This window comes from Vibrio sp. HI00D65, from assembly GCF_001635455.1.
In the GTDB taxonomy this organism is placed as follows: Bacteria; Pseudomonadota; Gammaproteobacteria; order Enterobacterales; family Vibrionaceae; genus Vibrio.
The window spans coordinates 23,953-40,543 of record NZ_LWEH01000044.1; the positions used below are offsets into that span (position 1 = coordinate 23,953).

General features: G+C 45.2%; 14 protein-coding genes. 4 read left to right on the plus strand and 10 right to left on the minus strand.

What is annotated here, in order from left to right; genetic code table 11:
• Nucleotides 1-241: 241 nt before the first annotated feature.
• Genes A3712_RS06735 through A3712_RS06755 form a run of 5 tightly spaced genes read right to left on the minus strand, consistent with a single transcriptional unit; the run spans nucleotide 242 to nucleotide 5,884 of the window.
• Nucleotides 242-934, minus strand: coding sequence for an ABC transporter ATP-binding protein (locus tag A3712_RS06735; protein WP_063522809.1), 693 nt, complete (start codon nucleotides 932-934; stop codon nucleotides 242-244).
• A 22-nt stretch (nucleotides 935-956) separates the two neighbouring features.
• Nucleotides 957-2,240, minus strand: a complete 1,284-nt coding sequence (locus A3712_RS06740; protein WP_063522810.1) for an ABC transporter permease — start codon at nucleotides 2,238-2,240, stop codon at nucleotides 957-959.
• A gap of 2 nt (nucleotides 2,241-2,242) precedes the next feature.
• Nucleotides 2,243-3,487, minus strand: coding sequence for an ABC transporter permease (locus A3712_RS06745; RefSeq protein WP_063522811.1), 1,245 nt, complete (start codon nucleotides 3,485-3,487; stop codon nucleotides 2,243-2,245).
• Nucleotides 3,484-4,755 carry a TolC family protein gene (locus tag A3712_RS06750; protein WP_063522812.1) on the minus strand — a complete coding sequence of 424 codons (1,272 nt, stop codon included), beginning with the start codon at nucleotides 4,753-4,755 and terminating at the stop codon, nucleotides 3,484-3,486. Before A3712_RS06750 ends, A3712_RS06745 begins: the two co-directional genes overlap by 4 nt.
• The gene (locus A3712_RS06755) at nucleotides 4,748-5,884 is read right to left on the minus strand and encodes an efflux RND transporter periplasmic adaptor subunit (RefSeq protein ID WP_063522813.1); all 1,137 of its coding nucleotides are present in this window, start codon (nucleotides 5,882-5,884) and stop codon (nucleotides 4,748-4,750) included. Before A3712_RS06755 ends, A3712_RS06750 begins: the two co-directional genes overlap by 8 nt.
• 294 nt (nucleotides 5,885-6,178) lie before the next feature.
• On the opposite strand from A3712_RS06755, the gene A3712_RS06760 reads away from it, so the two are divergent.
• Both A3712_RS06760 and gloA2 read left to right on the plus strand, forming a co-directional pair.
• Complete coding sequence (locus A3712_RS06760; protein ID WP_063522814.1) at nucleotides 6,179-7,111, plus strand: LysR family transcriptional regulator; 933 nt, start codon at nucleotides 6,179-6,181, stop codon at nucleotides 7,109-7,111.
• Nucleotides 7,111-7,494: an SMU1112c/YaeR family gloxylase I-like metalloprotein gene (gene gloA2, locus A3712_RS06765; RefSeq protein WP_063522815.1), complete on the plus strand. Its 384-nt coding sequence runs from the start codon at nucleotides 7,111-7,113 to the stop codon at nucleotides 7,492-7,494. Before A3712_RS06760 ends, gloA2 begins: the two co-directional genes overlap by 1 nt.
• Nucleotides 7,495-7,604: 110 nt before the next feature.
• Here gloA2 and A3712_RS06770 read toward each other — a convergent pair whose 3' ends face one another.
• From A3712_RS06770 to A3712_RS06785, 4 genes are all read right to left on the minus strand, one after another.
• Nucleotides 7,605-9,140, minus strand: coding sequence for a PepSY-associated TM helix domain-containing protein (locus A3712_RS06770; protein ID WP_063522816.1), 1,536 nt, complete (start codon nucleotides 9,138-9,140; stop codon nucleotides 7,605-7,607).
• Nucleotides 9,141-9,260: 120 nt separating this feature from the next.
• Nucleotides 9,261-9,611, minus strand: a complete 351-nt coding sequence (locus A3712_RS06775) for a hypothetical protein (protein WP_063522817.1) — start codon at nucleotides 9,609-9,611, stop codon at nucleotides 9,261-9,263.
• Nucleotides 9,612-9,913: 302 nt separating this feature from the next.
• Nucleotides 9,914-10,309 (minus strand): cytochrome b562, encoded by a 396-nt coding sequence (locus A3712_RS06780; protein WP_061031190.1) that lies wholly within the window; start codon nucleotides 10,307-10,309, stop codon nucleotides 9,914-9,916.
• 144 nt (nucleotides 10,310-10,453) lie between these two features.
• Nucleotides 10,454-11,200 carry a phosphatase gene (locus A3712_RS06785; RefSeq protein WP_063522818.1) on the minus strand — a complete coding sequence of 249 codons (747 nt, stop codon included), beginning with the start codon at nucleotides 11,198-11,200 and terminating at the stop codon, nucleotides 10,454-10,456.
• Between the two features lie 312 nt (nucleotides 11,201-11,512).
• Between A3712_RS06785 and A3712_RS06790 the strand changes: the two genes are divergently transcribed.
• Complete coding sequence (locus tag A3712_RS06790; RefSeq protein ID WP_063522819.1) at nucleotides 11,513-14,527, plus strand: HD domain-containing phosphohydrolase; 3,015 nt, start codon at nucleotides 11,513-11,515, stop codon at nucleotides 14,525-14,527.
• 15 nt (nucleotides 14,528-14,542) lie between these two features.
• Here A3712_RS06790 and A3712_RS06795 read toward each other — a convergent pair whose 3' ends face one another.
• Nucleotides 14,543-15,541, minus strand: coding sequence for a DMT family transporter (locus A3712_RS06795; protein WP_063522820.1), 999 nt, complete (start codon nucleotides 15,539-15,541; stop codon nucleotides 14,543-14,545).
• A gap of 91 nt (nucleotides 15,542-15,632) precedes the next feature.
• Between A3712_RS06795 and A3712_RS06800 the strand changes: the two genes are divergently transcribed.
• Nucleotides 15,633-16,553, plus strand: a complete 921-nt coding sequence (locus A3712_RS06800; RefSeq protein WP_063522821.1) for a LysR substrate-binding domain-containing protein — start codon at nucleotides 15,633-15,635, stop codon at nucleotides 16,551-16,553.
• The last annotated feature ends 38 nt before the right edge of the window (nucleotides 16,554-16,591 follow it).

The window sequence follows — 16,591 nt, forward strand, 5'->3', positions numbered from 1 at the left end:
ATTTTGTATGCAGCAAGGTTAACCAAAGCGATGAAGTTGGGCTGTTAGTCATAGTCGTTATTTTGTTGATTTGATCGTGGGGCTTGTTTAAAGAGATTTGGGACGAGTGTATTTTTGAGGTAAATAAATTCGTTGTAGTAGTAGTTCTGTTTGACCAGAAGACAATGATGATTTCCGCAACCATCATTGCCCTTTGAGGTTTATTTCCCTATGTATTGAGTTTTGGCAAACATAGAAACGGTTACTGCGGCACTCTATCCGAAATCACCTTTCCATCTTTGATGGTGATGATTCGCTTAGTGCGCTCTGCTAGGGCGTTATCGTGCGTCACGATGATCAAGGTTCTGCCTTCAGCATGGAGTTGATTGAACAAGGCTTCAATCTCTGCGCCAGATTTTGAATCCAATGCCCCCGTTGGTTCATCCGCTAAGATGATTTGCGGATCGTTAACTAGGGCTCTTGCAATCGCCACTCTCTGCTTTTGACCACCAGAAAGCTGATTTGGCTTGTGGTCGAGGCGATCCCCTAGCCCAACTTGCTCAAGCAGCTTCTCGGCGCGCTGGCGACGTTCTTTGGCTTTGATGCCAGAGTAAACCAACGGCAGTGCCACGTTATCCAATGCTGTCGCGTATTCCAATAAGTTAAAGCTTTGGAAGACAAAGCCTACCTTTTGGTTGCGAATACCGGCTAGCTCGTTGGGGCTTAAACTTGCGACGTTTTGACCACCCAATTGGTATTGGCCATCGGTCGGTTTATCTAGGCAGCCCAGCATGTTCATCAGAGTCGATTTGCCTGAGCCCGACGGACCAAGAATGGAAAGAAATTCACCTTGATTGATGGTCAAGTCGACGCCGTCTAGCGCACGTACTTCCGCCTCTCCGCTTGCGTAGTATTTACAAATGTTAGTCAGTTCAACCAATGGGGCGTTCGACATTTTCTCTCCAGAATTCTTATTATTATTCACTTTGCAGCGCCTCCATCGGGCTCACTTTTGCGGCTCGGTTTGCAGGCAACCAAGCAGATACGACGCCAATAAACACCAAGGTGGAAACCACAATCGCAACCACTATCCAAGACAGCTCGGGGATCGGTTTTCCAAGGCGTTCATACAGCGTGTTGCCCTCAAGATTTATAGCGCTGATTGCCGATACAATCGCATACGTCACTCCTAATCCAAGTAAACCGCCAAACATCATTGTCATCAATGATTGCACGAGATAGTGAAGGCGTATGGCTGTAGGCGTTGCACCTATAGCCATTCGAACGCCAATATCTCTAGTGGACCGTTTTACCGTGGCATACATTACGTTCGCAATGCCCAAGCCCGCCACGGCAAGCGTGACAAACCCAATGATGCCGAGAAAACTTTGTAAACCAACCAAGAATTGTTGCATGCTTTTCTGTTTAAGAAACATATCTTTGACTTGAACAACTTGCTCATCACTCACGCTGGCACCGTGTTTACGCGCGATCACTTGGCGAATGGTTTTTGCCAGTTTTTCACGATCAGCATGAAATTGCGGCTCGACGTTGATGCCTCCGATATCGCCGTTAGTATGAAAGCGTTGCCATGTGGCTAACGGTACAAAACTGGCGTAATTAATTTGGTCACCTTGCTCAACTTCAGCACTATTTTTTTCCAACACACCGACTACGGTGAACACTTCGCTGCCAATCTTCACTTTTTTCCCTACAGGATTGGTTTTTAGTGTTACTGGCGTAAACCAACTGAAGTCTTTATTAGGATTAAACAAGTCCGCAGCAAGTAAGTAGCCAAGAACAACCACCTTACGCATTTCTTTTTGGTCAAGGGGATTTAACCAACGACCTCCGTCCATCGGGGTTAATTTAGTCATGTCGGCAAAGTCTGTCGTGACAGCAAGTGGCTCTTGCCAAGAACCTCGGTCACCAACCGTAACCCGTTCATCCCATACAGCGGTTGGCGCGATACTTTTCACCTCAGGTAAGGCTTTAATCACCTCGGTATCACCTACATTTAAAGTCAAGAACTTACCTTGATGAAACGCACCGTGATCGACACTTGCCATGCCTCCAGTTAAGTGAATCAGGTTCCCATTCCCATTCTGCGCGGTTCTCAATACGCCCTGACGAATTCCCTCGCCCACGGCCAACATTGCAGCGATACACAAGGTCGCCCATGCCACAGCAAGAATGGTCAAACCCAAACGCAGCTTTTCTGCTGCCATTTCTTGAAAGATTTGTCTCATTGGTAGCAACATCATTACGCCCTCGCACTTAATGCAATTACGGGGGTAAGACGCGACGCTCGCCTAGCTGGAAAATAAGACGCCAGCAGCGCCAAAACCAGCGTCACGAATAACGACCAAGCAATGGAATCCGAAGTAATCACAGGTAAACCTAACCAATCCGGCAAACTAATTGAACCAAGTAGTGTAACCACCAAGTAAGCGACTATTAAGCCAAGTGTGGTACCGACAGCCACCAAAAAGAGCCCTTCGAGAATAAATTGGCTGAGTATAGACTTTTGCGTTGCACCAACCGCCAAGCGCACACCAATTTCTCGAGTTCGTTCTGTCACTGATAGGAACATGATATTTGCAACACCGAGAGCCCCCACGGCCATGGTCATGGCCCCGCTCGCACCAAGGAAAATTTGGATACCACGGAAGATCCCTGTAATCACCGCCGCACCTTCGCTGTAATCCGGCAAGCGGATTGCTTCTTTGTCCGTCGGATCAAAGTGCAATTGCTTGGCATAAAAATTAGCAATGGCTTGTCGGAAGGCATTGCTATCCATACCGTCGACAGGATTAAGTATTAGCAGCCATGGCTTAGCATCCCACAGATCAAGATAAGTCGTATGAGGAATAAAGACTCTACGGCTGTCACCAAACGACAAGCCAGCATCTTCGTCTGTCATAATCCCTACCACTAAAAATGGTATTCCATTAATTTTGGTTATTTGGCCTACATGTATATCCCCCATCTTCGCGATTTGGTCTCCTAAGATCACAACTCGCGTATGGTTGGCAATATCACTGGGCGATAGGTCTCGCGACCCTTGCTCTAGCTTTCTCTTAACTAAAGAGAAGTAGTGGGAATCAATGCCACTGACGAAACGCGTCAGGTTTTGCCCTTTTTCATTGGTAACATTCGCATCCCACTTGGCGTAGAGGCTAGATGCTTGTTTCACTAAGCCAGATTGTTCGAGCGTTCGGACCTGATCCTGCGAAATGGTAATCTGACGCCGTAAAGACAAACCTTGCCAAGGCTTACTTGTCCTCGATGGAATGGCCAACTGCACATTATTAGCCATAAATGACAGCTGATTAGTTTGATGGCGGTAGAAACCCTCCCCCAACGCAATCAGTACCACAACGGAAATCACCCCCCAAGCAATGGCCACGATGGCCAGCATGCTCTTCATGCGATGCGCCATCAGTGTTTGCCATGTTTGCTGCAATAAGGTTTGCTGTAATAACGAGTGCTGCAATAGACGGGTCATGAGTTAAATGCTCGGGAGATCAGCACCATAGTATCGTCATCTAACTTACCTGCGGTTTGCAACAAGCCGATACGCTGACGCCAGTAGTTGTAGAGATTGTTTTGCAAGCTGTTTTTCGCTTCAAACAAGCTGTTGTGCGCATTAATCACTTCCGAGACTTCTAACAAACCTGCATCGTAAAGTTTCTCTTTGCTACGCAACACTTTCACACGAGAAGTCACCAGCTCTTTAGCCATTAAGACTTGATTCCAGTTAATATCGACTTGAGTAAATTTCTGGACCACGCGTTTTTGGATGTCGATTTCGACTTTACGTAAGTCTTGTTTTGCGCTGAGGATATTGAGTGACGCTTCGTCCACTCTGGCGCGCGTTGCGCCGTTCAAGTCAATCGGTACGCTTAGGGTGATGCCAGCGTTGAATTCGCCGTCTTTGAGTCGGTCATCATCGTTATACCCAACATTACCTTTCACCGTTGGGTAGAAGCCACCTTGTGCGGAATCTTTAGCAAACTCGCTGGCTTTGACGTTCTGGGCTGCCACCAGCAACTCTGGGCTGCTGTCTTTAGCAAGCTTTAACCACTGTTCTTGCGTTTCCACCATCATTGGCGGTTGAGCAAGGGAGTCAGTGCGAATTTGATCAACGTCTTGTGGAACTTGGTTGATCAAAGCCGCCAGCTCTGCTCGTTTGACTTCTATATCTGAGCGCGCATTCAAAATACCGGCTTTATCCGCAACTTGTGTTGCACGGATCTCTTCGACATCAACGGATTTCACTTTACCAGCTCGGTAACGCTTCTCGATGATCTTCAGCAGTTTGTTGCCTTCTTCCAGTTTGGACTGCGCCAGTTGCAGATCCCCCTGCGCGCTTGCCACATCCAAATAAGACGAGAGCAGTCTTTGTGCAAGCTCATTGTGTGACTGAGCCAGCTCTAGCTGAGATTTAATGTAGTTAGCATTGGCTTGATCCAAATCTGACCACAAGCTGCTGTCCCAGATGGTTTGAGAAAGCGATGCGCCATAACTGTTGGTGTTGTCGGCGGATTCATTCCAATTCGCCGAGGCCGTCGCACTTAAGCCAGGTAAGAGTGAACTGCGGCTTGCATCAACACCTACTTCGCCGAGTTGAACGCCAATTTTGGCTTTCTCGTAGTTCGGGTCATTTTGCTTCGCCTGTTGCCACGCTTGTTCAATGGAAATGGCATAGCTTGGTAAGCTAAACGTAGCAGCCAAAATCGCACACCCGATTTTAGACTTATTTAGTTTAATCATGCGCGGCTCCCGCCATCATACTGTTGTCGATGATTTCTTCGTCTAACTTAACGCCGTCCAATACTTCTACATTGATGCCATCCGACAAACCAAGCTTCACTTTTTGTTTGTGGAAACCTTGCTCTGAGCTATCTGGAATCAATACATTTGGTGTATCGCCATCAAATTGCAGTGCTCGTTCTGGCAAGGTTAAGACGTTTTCGGATTTCTTCAATGTGATTTGCGCAGTAGATGAGAAACCCGAACGTAATAGGATCTCTTGCGGGATTTTCAGTTCTCCGACTTCCACTTCGAAGCCGTTATCAAAGCTTTTGGCTGTTGCACTGTCCTCTGGCGAGTTAAGATTCTCTGATTGAATAGCAACTTTTGTTAACACGCCAGAAATCTCTGTGTCAGGATAAGGTGCAACGGTCAGTAACACAGGCATGCCCGGAGAAAGCTGTGCCGCGTCATGTTCACTGACACTACCCTTAAAGATTAAGCTGTTCATGTCGGCCAGAGACATCATTTCTGTCGCAGCTTGGCTGGATTCAGTGGAAATGATCGGCTCACCCACTTCCACTTTACGGTTCAATACTGTGCCATCAATTGGTGCGTAAATGGTTGAAGTCAAACGGGCATCACCAATGGAAGCTTCACCACTGCGGATCAGTTCTAGATTCTGACGTCTTTGAAGCACGTTCGCTTCAGCAGATTTTACAGCTGAGCGCGCGCTGACGTATTCATCGTAGTTTTTTGGGATTATGTTCTGTCTTACCAAACTTTCAAGGTTAGAAAGCTTTTGCTTTTCGGATTCTAGCTCGGCTTCACTTCGCATTAAATCCGTTGATGCATCGGTTAATGCCTGTGGCGTTGGATTTGGGCGAACTTTGATCAGTGGTTGGCCCTGCTTAACTTTCTCACCGACCTGAACGTACATCTCGCCAACGATGCCATCGATTTGCGACTTAATAGACACCGAGTGCGCAGGGACGATATTGCCGACTGCGACCGCTTGTTTTTCAATGGTTCCCTTTTCTACTGCCAGCGTTGGAAAGGCCTCTGGTTGATTGGAAGATTGCAGATAAAAATACATACCTCCACCAAGCAGCGTGGCACATGCCACTGAAACTAACCCACGTTTAGTCATAATTGTTTCCAGATCATTATTTTATATTTATGAGCCCTATGACTACCGTGGATGCGCTAAGTTCATAAGTAACGTAAAATTTTATCATTCATAGCAATAAAACAAATTTAGAAGAGAGATTTTTAAACGGCTCTTAAGTATATCAAATGGCCAGATCATCGGAAAAGCCACAAATAGATAGTTAAACATCATCCTGATTCATTTTACTTGTGCCAATTAATGAAACTGATTCACAAATTAAGTTAAATCACTCACAATTACTATTATGTTCGTTGCTGACTCTTATGGATACTTATGGTCAACCCCAAACTCATAGCCCTACTTCCCGATCTCGCCTCATTTATCCTAGTGGTAAACGAAGGCAGTTTTACTGCGGCAGCCAAGCAATTAGGGGTAACGCCTTCTGCACTCAGTAAGCTCATTACGCGTTTAGAGAAGGCACTGTCAGTAAAGCTTTTTGAGCGAACCACTCGTACGCTTATTATCACTCAGGCAGGTCAATTGGTTTACGATCAGAGCGTTGTCATGATAAACGCAGCACAGCAAGCGGTTGAATTATCGACCTCGGATCATACCGAGCCTTCTGGCTCACTCACGGTAGCTGCGCCAGAAGCGTTTTTAAACTCCGTACTTCAGCCTTTTGTGGTGCCATTTCTTAATCAGTACCCAGAGATCCAACTTAAGTTACGCGCTGCTGATGGTGATATCGACATACTACGCCAAGGCATCGATATTGCGTTTCGACTCACTGATAAGCCCGATGAGAGTTTGGTGTTAAAAGAACTAGGCAAAACCAACTTAGTGCTGTGCGCGAGCCCGGATTATTTGGGCCACAGAAGGACACCTTCCCATCCTACGGATCTTAGCCAGCACGATTGTCTATACCTAGCAGAAACAGACAAAGACCACATTTGGGACTTTCTCAAAGACGATGAGTTTCACACCGTCTCCGTTAGTGGTCGATACGCAGTGAACCACTCTCAAATGCGACTTAAAGGCGTGAAAGAAGGTCTGGGGATTGGCATCTTCCATGACTTCGTGATTCAAGATGCGTTAGCAGAAGGCAGCGTTGTTCAAGTATTGAATGACTGGACCATCAAGAGTAACTATCACGGCGCTATAGCAATGCAGTTCGCACAAACCAAATACATGCCCGCCCGCCTTCGCGTGTTCATTGACTACGCGATGGAACACTTGGGTGACAAGTTAGCAGGGGAAATAAACTGATGCTAAAAGGAATCCACCACGCGGCAATCATCTGCTCTAATTACGAACTATCGAAACGCTTTTATACTGAGGTTTTGCAACTTGAAGTGATTGCAGAGAATTACAGAGAAGCGCGCCAGTCTTACAAACTTGATCTGGCATTACCCAATGGTGCACAAATAGAGTTGTTTAGCTTCCCTGATGCACCTGAAAGGCCTAGCTTTCCAGAAGCTCAAGGACTAAGACATTTAGCCTTTTGTGTTGAGGACATTCAACAAGTAAAAAGCTATTTAGAAGGACATGGAATCGACGTTGAACCAATTCGAGTAGATGAGTTTACGGGGAAGCCATTCACGTTTTTCGCAGACCCAGACGGCCTGCCGCTTGAACTTAATGAAATATAGAGCTTTATCAAAAATAGGCTTTATCAAATCTAAACTTTCCTGATAAATCAACTTTCCTACAGAATACAAAACGGACCTTCTCAGGCCAAAAAGGTCCGCTTTCAGTTCAATTAGCTCAACGCCGTTTTGAACTTCTCAACACGTGAGAAAAGTAGCCAATCTAATATCATAGCTGTGACAATCGTTGCTCCCGCGAGAGGAAATAGCACTGAAATAACCACAACACTCACCAAACCAGCCTTCCATAGGCCAGCATCACCAACCTTAGGTGGTGCTCCAAGCTTACGTTGACCTGATGGTCTACGCATCCACCACATCACACCACCCGTTAGTGACACCGCGATGAACGCCAAGCAGAATAAGGCGTTTAAAAGCTTGTTAATAATACTAATATCACCCTGATGCAGAGAAATACCGACCGCTAATGTCTTAGCGATAAAGTTATAATCTTGCCAGGTCACTTCACCAAGGATACGACCTGAATATTGGTCTAGGTGCGTGGTACGATCTTGAGTTGGATCGATGATATCACCGCCCATCGTGTTGGCTGTGACCGTGTACACACCGGTTTCTGAACGTGGGAAGTTCACCTTGTACTGAGTGAAACCAAGAGTTCGCGCTTTCTCAATGACATCATCAATGGCAAAGCTACTCGCAGACATGACATGCATAGAGTGGTCATCGCCCATTTTAGAGTGATCATGCGGTTCTGAGGCCTCTTCCACATGATGTACGTGTTCGGCAGGCTTATCTTGAGACAACGGCAATGGTGTCTGTTCCAAGTTCCAAGGAAGCTCTTCTTCCGAACCATGGTTAAGCCATGCGTGTGTCTTATCAGACAGCGGAATATCATCCCACATTTGAGCAGGGAAAGTGCTCCACGCTTGCACTAACTTACCGCCCCAGAAACCTGTCCACGCCAAACCAGAAAGGATAAAGAGCAGCAGAATAAGAGATAACGTGCCACCGATGTTCGCATGCAGATCACGCATCAGTACGCGTGTCCCGGATGACACTCTCAACTTAAGGAAGCCTGCACGGCTCGCATTGTCTCTTGGCAACCAAAGGTAAATGCCACTTACGAGCAACAGAATCGACAAGCTGATCGCGACTTCAATCAGGTAGTCTCCCCAATCGCCAATCAATAACGTGCCGTGGATGTCATTCGCCAATTGATACAGGCTGTCGCTGCGAGGTACTTTACCAACAACTTCACCAGTGTATTGATTCACAGTTGCGAAAACAGATGTGCCATCTTCCAGAGAAACTGAAAATCGGTTCGCCAAATCAGGCGCTTTGCTTGGTACAAACTGTGTCACTGAACCTTTTGGATATTGCTTTTGGACTGCCGCTAACTGCTGCGAAACCTTGATTGGTTCACCGGATGCCGTAATTTCAATCGCCTCTTGATGAAAAGCCAGTTCGATCTCATCGTCAAACAACATCACTAAGCCAGTAATACTTAGCATCAGCATAAGTGGGATAACGAACAGCCCTGCATAGAAATGCCAGCGCCAGGTGAGAAAGTAGAGGGTTTTATTGCGCTCTTTGCTTTGAATATCGGTTTTCGAACTGCTTGTTGCACTGCTTTTAGACTGCGAAGTCGCTTGTGCCTTCACAGTAGTTTGAGATTCATTTCTCAACATTATTATTTCCTTTGACATGCACAAACGAACCCTCTGAAAAATCAGAAGTTCACTAAGGCATGTTTAACTTTACTTAATACTATATTTTTTAATTATTTTAATTATTTTAATGAGTGAGGTTTAAGCAGTAACAAAGGGAGGGCCACGGGGGGCTTGCCTCGAATAGCGTTCGCTTAGAGCCAAAAAAGCGTAGCTGTCTGAGACAATAAAACTCAGGCGAGTTGTGAGTAGTGTAGTTGGAAGTTCATCTTGGTGAAACGTGGAAAAATGGCTAAACGGACACGGCTTACCTTTATGATTATTCGGCTCGCCTTCTTCGATTTGAACCAATTCAAAGCCATTGATCGTACACAACGATGCCCACACTCCCGCACTATTACCATGAGCATTGATAACAGGCATTAATGTCACTAAGGCCCAGCTTAATGCAGTGGCAAGTAACATAGAGAGATTGAACGAGGTTCGGCGCATTATTCCAAATCTTTGTAAATTTCTCTTATTATGAGGCACTTGTTATATAGGTAAACGTAAAGATTAACATCAGGTTAAAAAGTTGAAGCCAACGCACACTCTTTTTAGTTAAAACCTGGTTACGCGAATAGACGATAACCCATATTATTCATGTTCGTGCATAGCTCTCGGCTAGATAGCCACCAATAAAAAACGCCGCCTATATTCTCCAACAAAGGGAAATATGAGCGGCGCTTTAAAAATCAAATCTTAAGGTTTGGCTCTGTTAACTGTTAAAGCAAGCAAACTCTCTTGTTAACCCATTAACCGAAGATCTTGCTCCATATGCTTGGGTTACGCTTGTCGTGGTACTCTTCACGAAGGCCATCAATCGTACGCAGCTCTTGTTTTGCTGCTTCGAAATCGCCTTGGTCTAGCTTCTGCTCAATACTATCGATCGATAGACTGATCTTCTTGAAGCCTTCCATGAAGTTTTCTTCTTTCTCTACTGGGTACACACCCGTTTTAAGCTCTGCCACCAGCGTATCTAAACGAACGATAGGTTTTTGCATCTCTTCAATGCTTTGAGCTTCTGCCGCTTGTTTGAATGCAAGCTTCATCTCTTGCATGTTTTTCTTAAGGTCAACGTTAGCAAATGCATTACCAGACATTACTGCTGCAGCGATTAGGCCAGATAAAAAAATTGAGCGAGTTTTCATTGTTTCTCCAAGTGAAACTGTGACTTTGAAGATAGCGCCGTCATTATTGCGGCGCTTCGACTTTATTATTTTCCGGTAGTGTATACAAAAATCCGTTAGGCACAAAAATTGATTGTGTCGAAATGCAAACCCGCCGACATTCTCTTAAACAAGAGCCGAATATTCAGGGATCTCGTTGCGACCACGTAACGCAAGAAACGATAAGAATTGCTGCGGTGAATGAGTAATAACCTTATTCAAGTCAATGCCAACCTTATCAAGCAGTGAAGATACAAGATCCAAACCACCAACATCATTACAAAAATGAGCATCACTACCCGAAGTGATAAATGCCCCTTTTGCTTTTGCTATTCTCGCGATCTCGTAGCAGCGGTCGACACTACCTACGCGGCTATTGCCTTTCAGTGTCGTGTTATTTATCTCGATGGCGACATTGTGCTCTGCCGCACATTGAATGACGGCTTCAAAGTCGAAATCAAAATTAGGATTACCCAAATGACCGAGTGCATCGACGCGACCACCTTTGATGACATTTAAGAGAGCCTCAGTATGAGCTGCAGAATCTGACGGACGGAATACAGGCTCATGAAAGCTCGCAATTACCCAATCTAAGTTCTTATCAACACTTGGGTGTATATCGATTTCCCCCTGAGTGTTCATAATGTTTGATTCAACGCCGCGAATAATCGCAACGCCTTCGATAAAACGAGGAAGTACACGCTGATTGCTAAAGAACCAGTAGTGTGGCGCGCCCGGCATTAACTCTGAATGGTCAGTAGTACAGAACATTGAAAGGCCGTTTTGTTTTGCCGATTTAGCATTTTCAATCAATGTACTATAGGCATGGCCACTGGCGTATGTATGGGTGTGAGTGTCTACCTTTAATTCCATAAATCAATGCCCTCTCTTGATATCTAAACTTTTCAGAAAATAAACCTAAAGCCTCTGATCGGAATCGAGTGCCTTATGGTATCAATAGAGCCAGTTTATCAGCACAAAGTGACAATTAGCACCTTAACCTAACGCTTTCTTGTAACCAATTACCCAGTTGCTACAAGGCAGACTATCACCTCGACCTTCACCCAATATTCTATCGGTCGGCTTCATTATCATAGCGACAGGCTAACCTGGTAATTGAGCCAATTTTTTGCAACCTACCCAAGTTCGTCAATACTTAAACCAGTTCACACGCTGGAGTGTTAGATGAGACGAAGACGTTATCCGCTGAGTATCCATATCACTAGCCTTTTCCTAATTTTGACAACGTTTGTCGGTGCTGTTTTGATCTCAATAAGCTACCGGCATTCTCAAGAGTTGCTATTAGGAACCGTTCGCGAGGTTAGTAATGAGCACCGCGACAAGCTAGAGTCTGTGTTCAAACAAGCGATAGCCCCGGTTATTACCACATTGAATGTGATGGCAGTGAGCCCGTTTGTTAATCAGCAAAGTGCTTCTATCGAAAAGGAGTCTTGGATTGCGGCGGTTGATATCATCTTCAAACAGAATACTAATTTGGTCGCGCTCTTCTATGGCTCAGAGGACGGTGACTTTAGAATTTTCCGCCCATTAAGAACAAATAAGCAAAGAGCCGAAAACAACGCTCCAGCTAAGGCGACCATGATGGTCAGCAGCACCAATTTGGATGGCGAGAACTTTATAACTTTCCTCGATGGCGCACACCAAGTAATCAGCACGGTTCAAAGCGAGAGTAAATTCAACCCAACGACTCGTACTTGGTATCGCAATGCAAAACCAGATGGATCAATACACCTATCTGAGCCCTATCTTTTTTATTTCCTGAAAACCAATGGCATTACGCTTTCTAGGCGTTCAGCTGATGGTAAACATGTGGTGGGCGCTGACTTCACGCTGAGTTCACTCTCTTCTCAGATCAGTGAGCTGGCTTATTCTCAACAAACTAGACTCGCTCTATTTGACCCACACTTTAACCTTCTTGGTCAACATCAACTTAATTTAACCACCTCGAACCTCACACTCGAAGCTAAAAATTCCAACACTCGTAATGGGCAAAGCACAGGTAAGATCTCTGGTAGTGAGCAAGAGAAAAGCTTCTTCAACATCCCTAAACGAGACCAAATGGAGGCGTTAAAAGCATCTGTTTTGGGCCCATTGATCTCAGACGAACAGAAATTTAATCTCGATCTAAAAAACGTAGAGTACAACCTGAACACATGGGCATTGACCTTAACTCCGGTTGAGCTCACCCAAAACGTGACTCTCTATTTGGCAGAAGCAACACCCCATAATGAGCTACTTTCTGATCTCATTTCGATGCGTGACAAACAGGTTGCCGTCGCGATTGGGATGTTGTTTATCTGCTTTGGTATCGTATGGCTAGTGGCAAATCGCCTGTCCCAACCACTCAATACCTTGATGCAGCTTACCGATAATATCGCACGCTTTGATTTCCGTCGTACCCACTATCCCAAAAGCATGATTAAAGAAGTCGCGAACCTCGCCCACTCCATTGAATTGATGGAACACACACTTCATGACCTGATCAACTTGCTGCGAGACACGGCGGGAAATCAGGAATTTTCGATACTTGCCAAGAACATTGCTCATCAAAGCTATCTGATAACCAAGGCCGAAACCATTGTGCTGTTTACTCAATCAGAGAAGAAAGATGTGTTTGATACCGCGGCCAACCTAGCGATCATTCCCTTTAAAGCAGACATCAATGACTTCATCAAGCATACACCTTGGTTACTGTGCAAACTCAAGTCAGGAGAGACCATCCACTTAAATCGAGAGGACAATGTGCTCCACTATTATCAAGACTCAATCTTCAATTCAGACCTGTATCTGTTTCCGCTGTTGAACCGTGAAAAACTGTTGGTTGGTATTGTGGCGATTGGCTATGAAAGACCCATAACCAAAGCTCAAGCGGATAAACATGCCTTTCTAAGAGAACTACTGAGCTTTGCGGAAATAGCCAAAGACAATATTGACCAAATGCAGCAGCAGAAAGACATGCTCAATGCCTTTATTGAGCTGATAGCCTCCGCGATAGATACCAAGTCACCCTACACTGGCGGTCACTGCCAGCGAGTACCCGAGCTGACCAAATGGTTAACCCAAGCGACTATAGATGACGACCGTTATTACCCTCAGTTCTCTCTGGACAGCAAACAGTGGGAAGAGTTGATGTTAGCCGCGTGGTTACATGACTGCGGGAAAGTCACCACACCAGAGTATGTGGTAGATAAAGCAACGAAACTCGAGACCATTTACGACCGAATCCACGAAGTTCGCATGCGATTTGAGTTACTCAAACAGCAAGCTGAAACCGATTATTGGAAATCGATGGCGAATGGTGAACTTCAGGAAGAGCAACTACAAATCCTCGAGCAAACCCTGTCAACTCTCGATGAGGAATTTTCCTTCGTTGCCCAGTGCAACCTTGGCGGCGAATCAATGACACAAGAACAGCTAGAACGATTGGACCAAATAGCCAAGCGTCAATGGAAACGGACGTTAGACGATCAGCTTGGAATTTCTTGGGCTGAAAAAGAGAGATGCGACTCGTGGCAGAAATCGTCACAACCTGCCGATGCTGCATCAGATAACAGTGAACAGCCATTACCAGTAATGGAACCACTGCTTGCAGATAAACCAGAGCACCAAATCCCATGGGATAACGGCTTTAACCCAGCAGAATTGTGGCAAGAAGAGTTCGTTATTAAGCCGGGAGAAGTCAAATACAACCAAGGCGAACTGCATAATTTGAAGGTCAATCGTGGCACTCTCAACGAAGAAGAACGCTTCATGATTAATGACCACATTATTCAGACCTTCACCATGTTAAACAAACTCCCTTACCCACCTTACCTACAAAATATTCCTGAAATCGCAAGTGGGCATCATGAACGCATCGATGGCAATGGCTATCCACGAGGGTTGAACGAAGACCAGTTACCTCTACCGTCGAGGGCCATGGCAATCGCTGATGTGTTTGAAGCCCTGACTTCGAGCGATCGTCCGTATAAAAAAGGAAAGCTACTGAGTGAATCACTCAATATAATGACCGATATGGCCACCAGCGGTCATATCGACCCTAAGCTCTATTTACTGTTTCTAGAAAACAAAATCTACGACAAATACGCCGAGCAATTCCTTGAACCAAACCAACGATGCGTGATTGATGAAACGAAACATATCGATAAAGTAAAAGAGTACATACGCTCACTCTTTTAAACGGTTAGCGCTTAACTATTGTTGTAAACCCAACATCGAGCTTTCTTTGGAACTGCTCGTTGACTTGGCAGCTTGCCCAGCTTTACTGTGCTTTTTCGCTAACAAGGTGTTCGTGATGCTCGCAGCGACAATCAGATTAATACCGAGCAACTGCTGAGTAGAAAATACATCATCAAAAAACACCCCTTGCCACAGCGCACTGAACAGCATGTTAGTGAAAATTAACGGAGCCAGTTGAGAACCACTTTCTACAAGCTTGTAAGCCTTTGAACGAAAGATCTGTGTATTAACAGTACATAGCGCCAATCCAAATGCACCTATTCCGATCCAGCCGATTTGGTCAATCGTCTTTAAAGTACTAAGAATGCTTGAGTCTGCTTGCACTCCAGAAATGCCTTGTATTGAAGTGAATACCAACATTGGGATAACCAATATTGCCGCAACCAAGAATGTCCAAGCGTTGAGCTCTGCAGGTGTGAGACTGGTTTTAGAAGCGCGATACAAACTCACTTGTGACGCTGAGTTGAATACTCCAGCCAACAAACCGAGAAGCAATTCAGGTCTAAAGAACTCAGAGCCAATTTTAAACTGCGACCAATCCCCTGCCATCATCACAACACCGGCAAAGGTTACCGCTAAGCAAAATATGGTTGTTGTATGAATTTTGGTTCCAAACATTAACTTTTCTAACAAAGGAATGAATAGCGGCCCAGTACTAAACAGCACCACACCTTCCACCAGCGTTAAAGTTTGCAACGACGTAAGAAAACACCACTGACATGCCACCATGAATATCGCACGCATCACCAATGGCTGCCACATATTCCCTGTCGGCCTGCTGATTTGAGAAAAGATAAGAAAAAAGAATAAGAGCAAGCTTGGTAAGAAAAAACGCACGAAGCTTAGTAATAAAATAGGCATCGCTTCCGATAGATACTTCGCCACTAAACCGCTTAAAGACAAACTGAACGTAGACAACAACATGAAAGTCGTCGCCTTGGTAATATCAGACATAATTATCACCTCCTATACTGTCTATTTTAGAAGCGTGACGTCATTAAAAATAGCGAGTAATATTAACCATAACTGTAAGGAAAACTTACCAATGAAAAAACTCGTTCCGCTTAAATCCGTTTACGCTTTCATTGCTGTCGCAGAAACTGGCAGCATGACCGATGCCGCTCGTGTGCTGTATGTCAGCCACTCTGCAGTAAGCCAAGCCATTAAGTCTTTAGAACAACAGGTCAATAGACCTCTGTTTCAGCGAGTAGGTCGCCGTGTTGTCCTTAATGCCGCAGGTAAACGTTATTACCGCAAAGTCGCTCCTGCATTGGAGCAGGTGATAGAGGCGACTGAAGAGCTAGCAAGGACGCCCTATAACCATCGCATTACCCTCAATATGGTGAATTCGCTTGCAATGCACTGGTGGATACCCCGCGTCCCCGACTTTCAAGCGTTCGCTCCATCACTTGATATTCGTATTTCAACACTAACGGGCCCTTTCGATATTGAACAAGAAGGGGTTGATATTGCTCTCGTGCATGGCAAACCCAATGAGTGGGAACGGTACTACAGCGAAAAACTAGGCGATGATGATCTGATGCTGGTGTGTAGCCCTACGCTACTTGCGAACAATCAAGAGTTAAGCGTCATAGAGCTTGTCGAACAGAACAATACAATTGGTGTTTTTAACCCTAGGCGCAAACACGACTGGCAAGTATGGTGCGACCATTATCAAGTCCCGATGCCCGGTTTCCACAGTAATCTAACGTTTGATGTATCGATTCAAGCAGTACAAGCCGCCATTCGTTCACTTGGCGTGTTAGTCACACATCGCTTGTTCGTAAAAGATGACATCAGCCACGGCATGCTGGTTGAGCTTGGCGAGCCAGTCGCGAACCCACACCAAGATTTCTATTTTGTTTGCCCAAAAAACAAGTTAAAACAAGAAAGTGTGCTACAACTAAGAACATGGTTAAGACATGAATTTGCCAATTCAGACATGACGCTTAACGATAGAACATAAGTAGAGAATAACGATAACATTCAATAGAACCGTTACTT

Excerpts from the sequence above, each read along its gene's own strand:
- A3712_RS06735 (WP_063522809.1), bottom strand. The coding sequence starts at position 934 with ATGTCGAACGCCCCATTGGTTGAACTGACTAACATTTGTAAATACTAC.
- A3712_RS06740 (WP_063522810.1), bottom strand. The coding sequence starts at position 2,240 with ATGTTGCTACCAATGAGACAAATCTTTCAAGAAATGGCAGCAGAAAAG.
- A3712_RS06745 (WP_063522811.1), bottom strand. The coding sequence starts at position 3,487 with ATGACCCGTCTATTGCAGCACTCGTTATTACAGCAAACCTTATTGCAG.
- A3712_RS06750 (WP_063522812.1), bottom strand. The coding sequence starts at position 4,755 with ATGATTAAACTAAATAAGTCTAAAATCGGGTGTGCGATTTTGGCTGCT.
- A3712_RS06755 (WP_063522813.1), bottom strand. The coding sequence starts at position 5,884 with ATGACTAAACGTGGGTTAGTTTCAGTGGCATGTGCCACGCTGCTTGGT.
- A3712_RS06760 (WP_063522814.1), top strand. The coding sequence starts at position 6,179 with ATGGTCAACCCCAAACTCATAGCCCTACTTCCCGATCTCGCCTCATTT.
- gloA2 (WP_063522815.1), top strand. The coding sequence starts at position 7,111 with ATGCTAAAAGGAATCCACCACGCGGCAATCATCTGCTCTAATTACGAA.
- A3712_RS06770 (WP_063522816.1), bottom strand. The coding sequence starts at position 9,140 with ATGTTGAGAAATGAATCTCAAACTACTGTGAAGGCACAAGCGACTTCG.
- A3712_RS06775 (WP_063522817.1), bottom strand. The coding sequence starts at position 9,611 with ATGCGCCGAACCTCGTTCAATCTCTCTATGTTACTTGCCACTGCATTA.
- A3712_RS06780 (WP_061031190.1), bottom strand. The coding sequence starts at position 10,309 with ATGAAAACTCGCTCAATTTTTTTATCTGGCCTAATCGCTGCAGCAGTA.
- A3712_RS06785 (WP_063522818.1), bottom strand. The coding sequence starts at position 11,200 with ATGGAATTAAAGGTAGACACTCACACCCATACATACGCCAGTGGCCAT.
- A3712_RS06790 (WP_063522819.1), top strand. The coding sequence starts at position 11,513 with ATGAGACGAAGACGTTATCCGCTGAGTATCCATATCACTAGCCTTTTC.
- A3712_RS06795 (WP_063522820.1), bottom strand. The coding sequence starts at position 15,541 with ATGTCTGATATTACCAAGGCGACGACTTTCATGTTGTTGTCTACGTTC.
- A3712_RS06800 (WP_063522821.1), top strand. The coding sequence starts at position 15,633 with ATGAAAAAACTCGTTCCGCTTAAATCCGTTTACGCTTTCATTGCTGTC.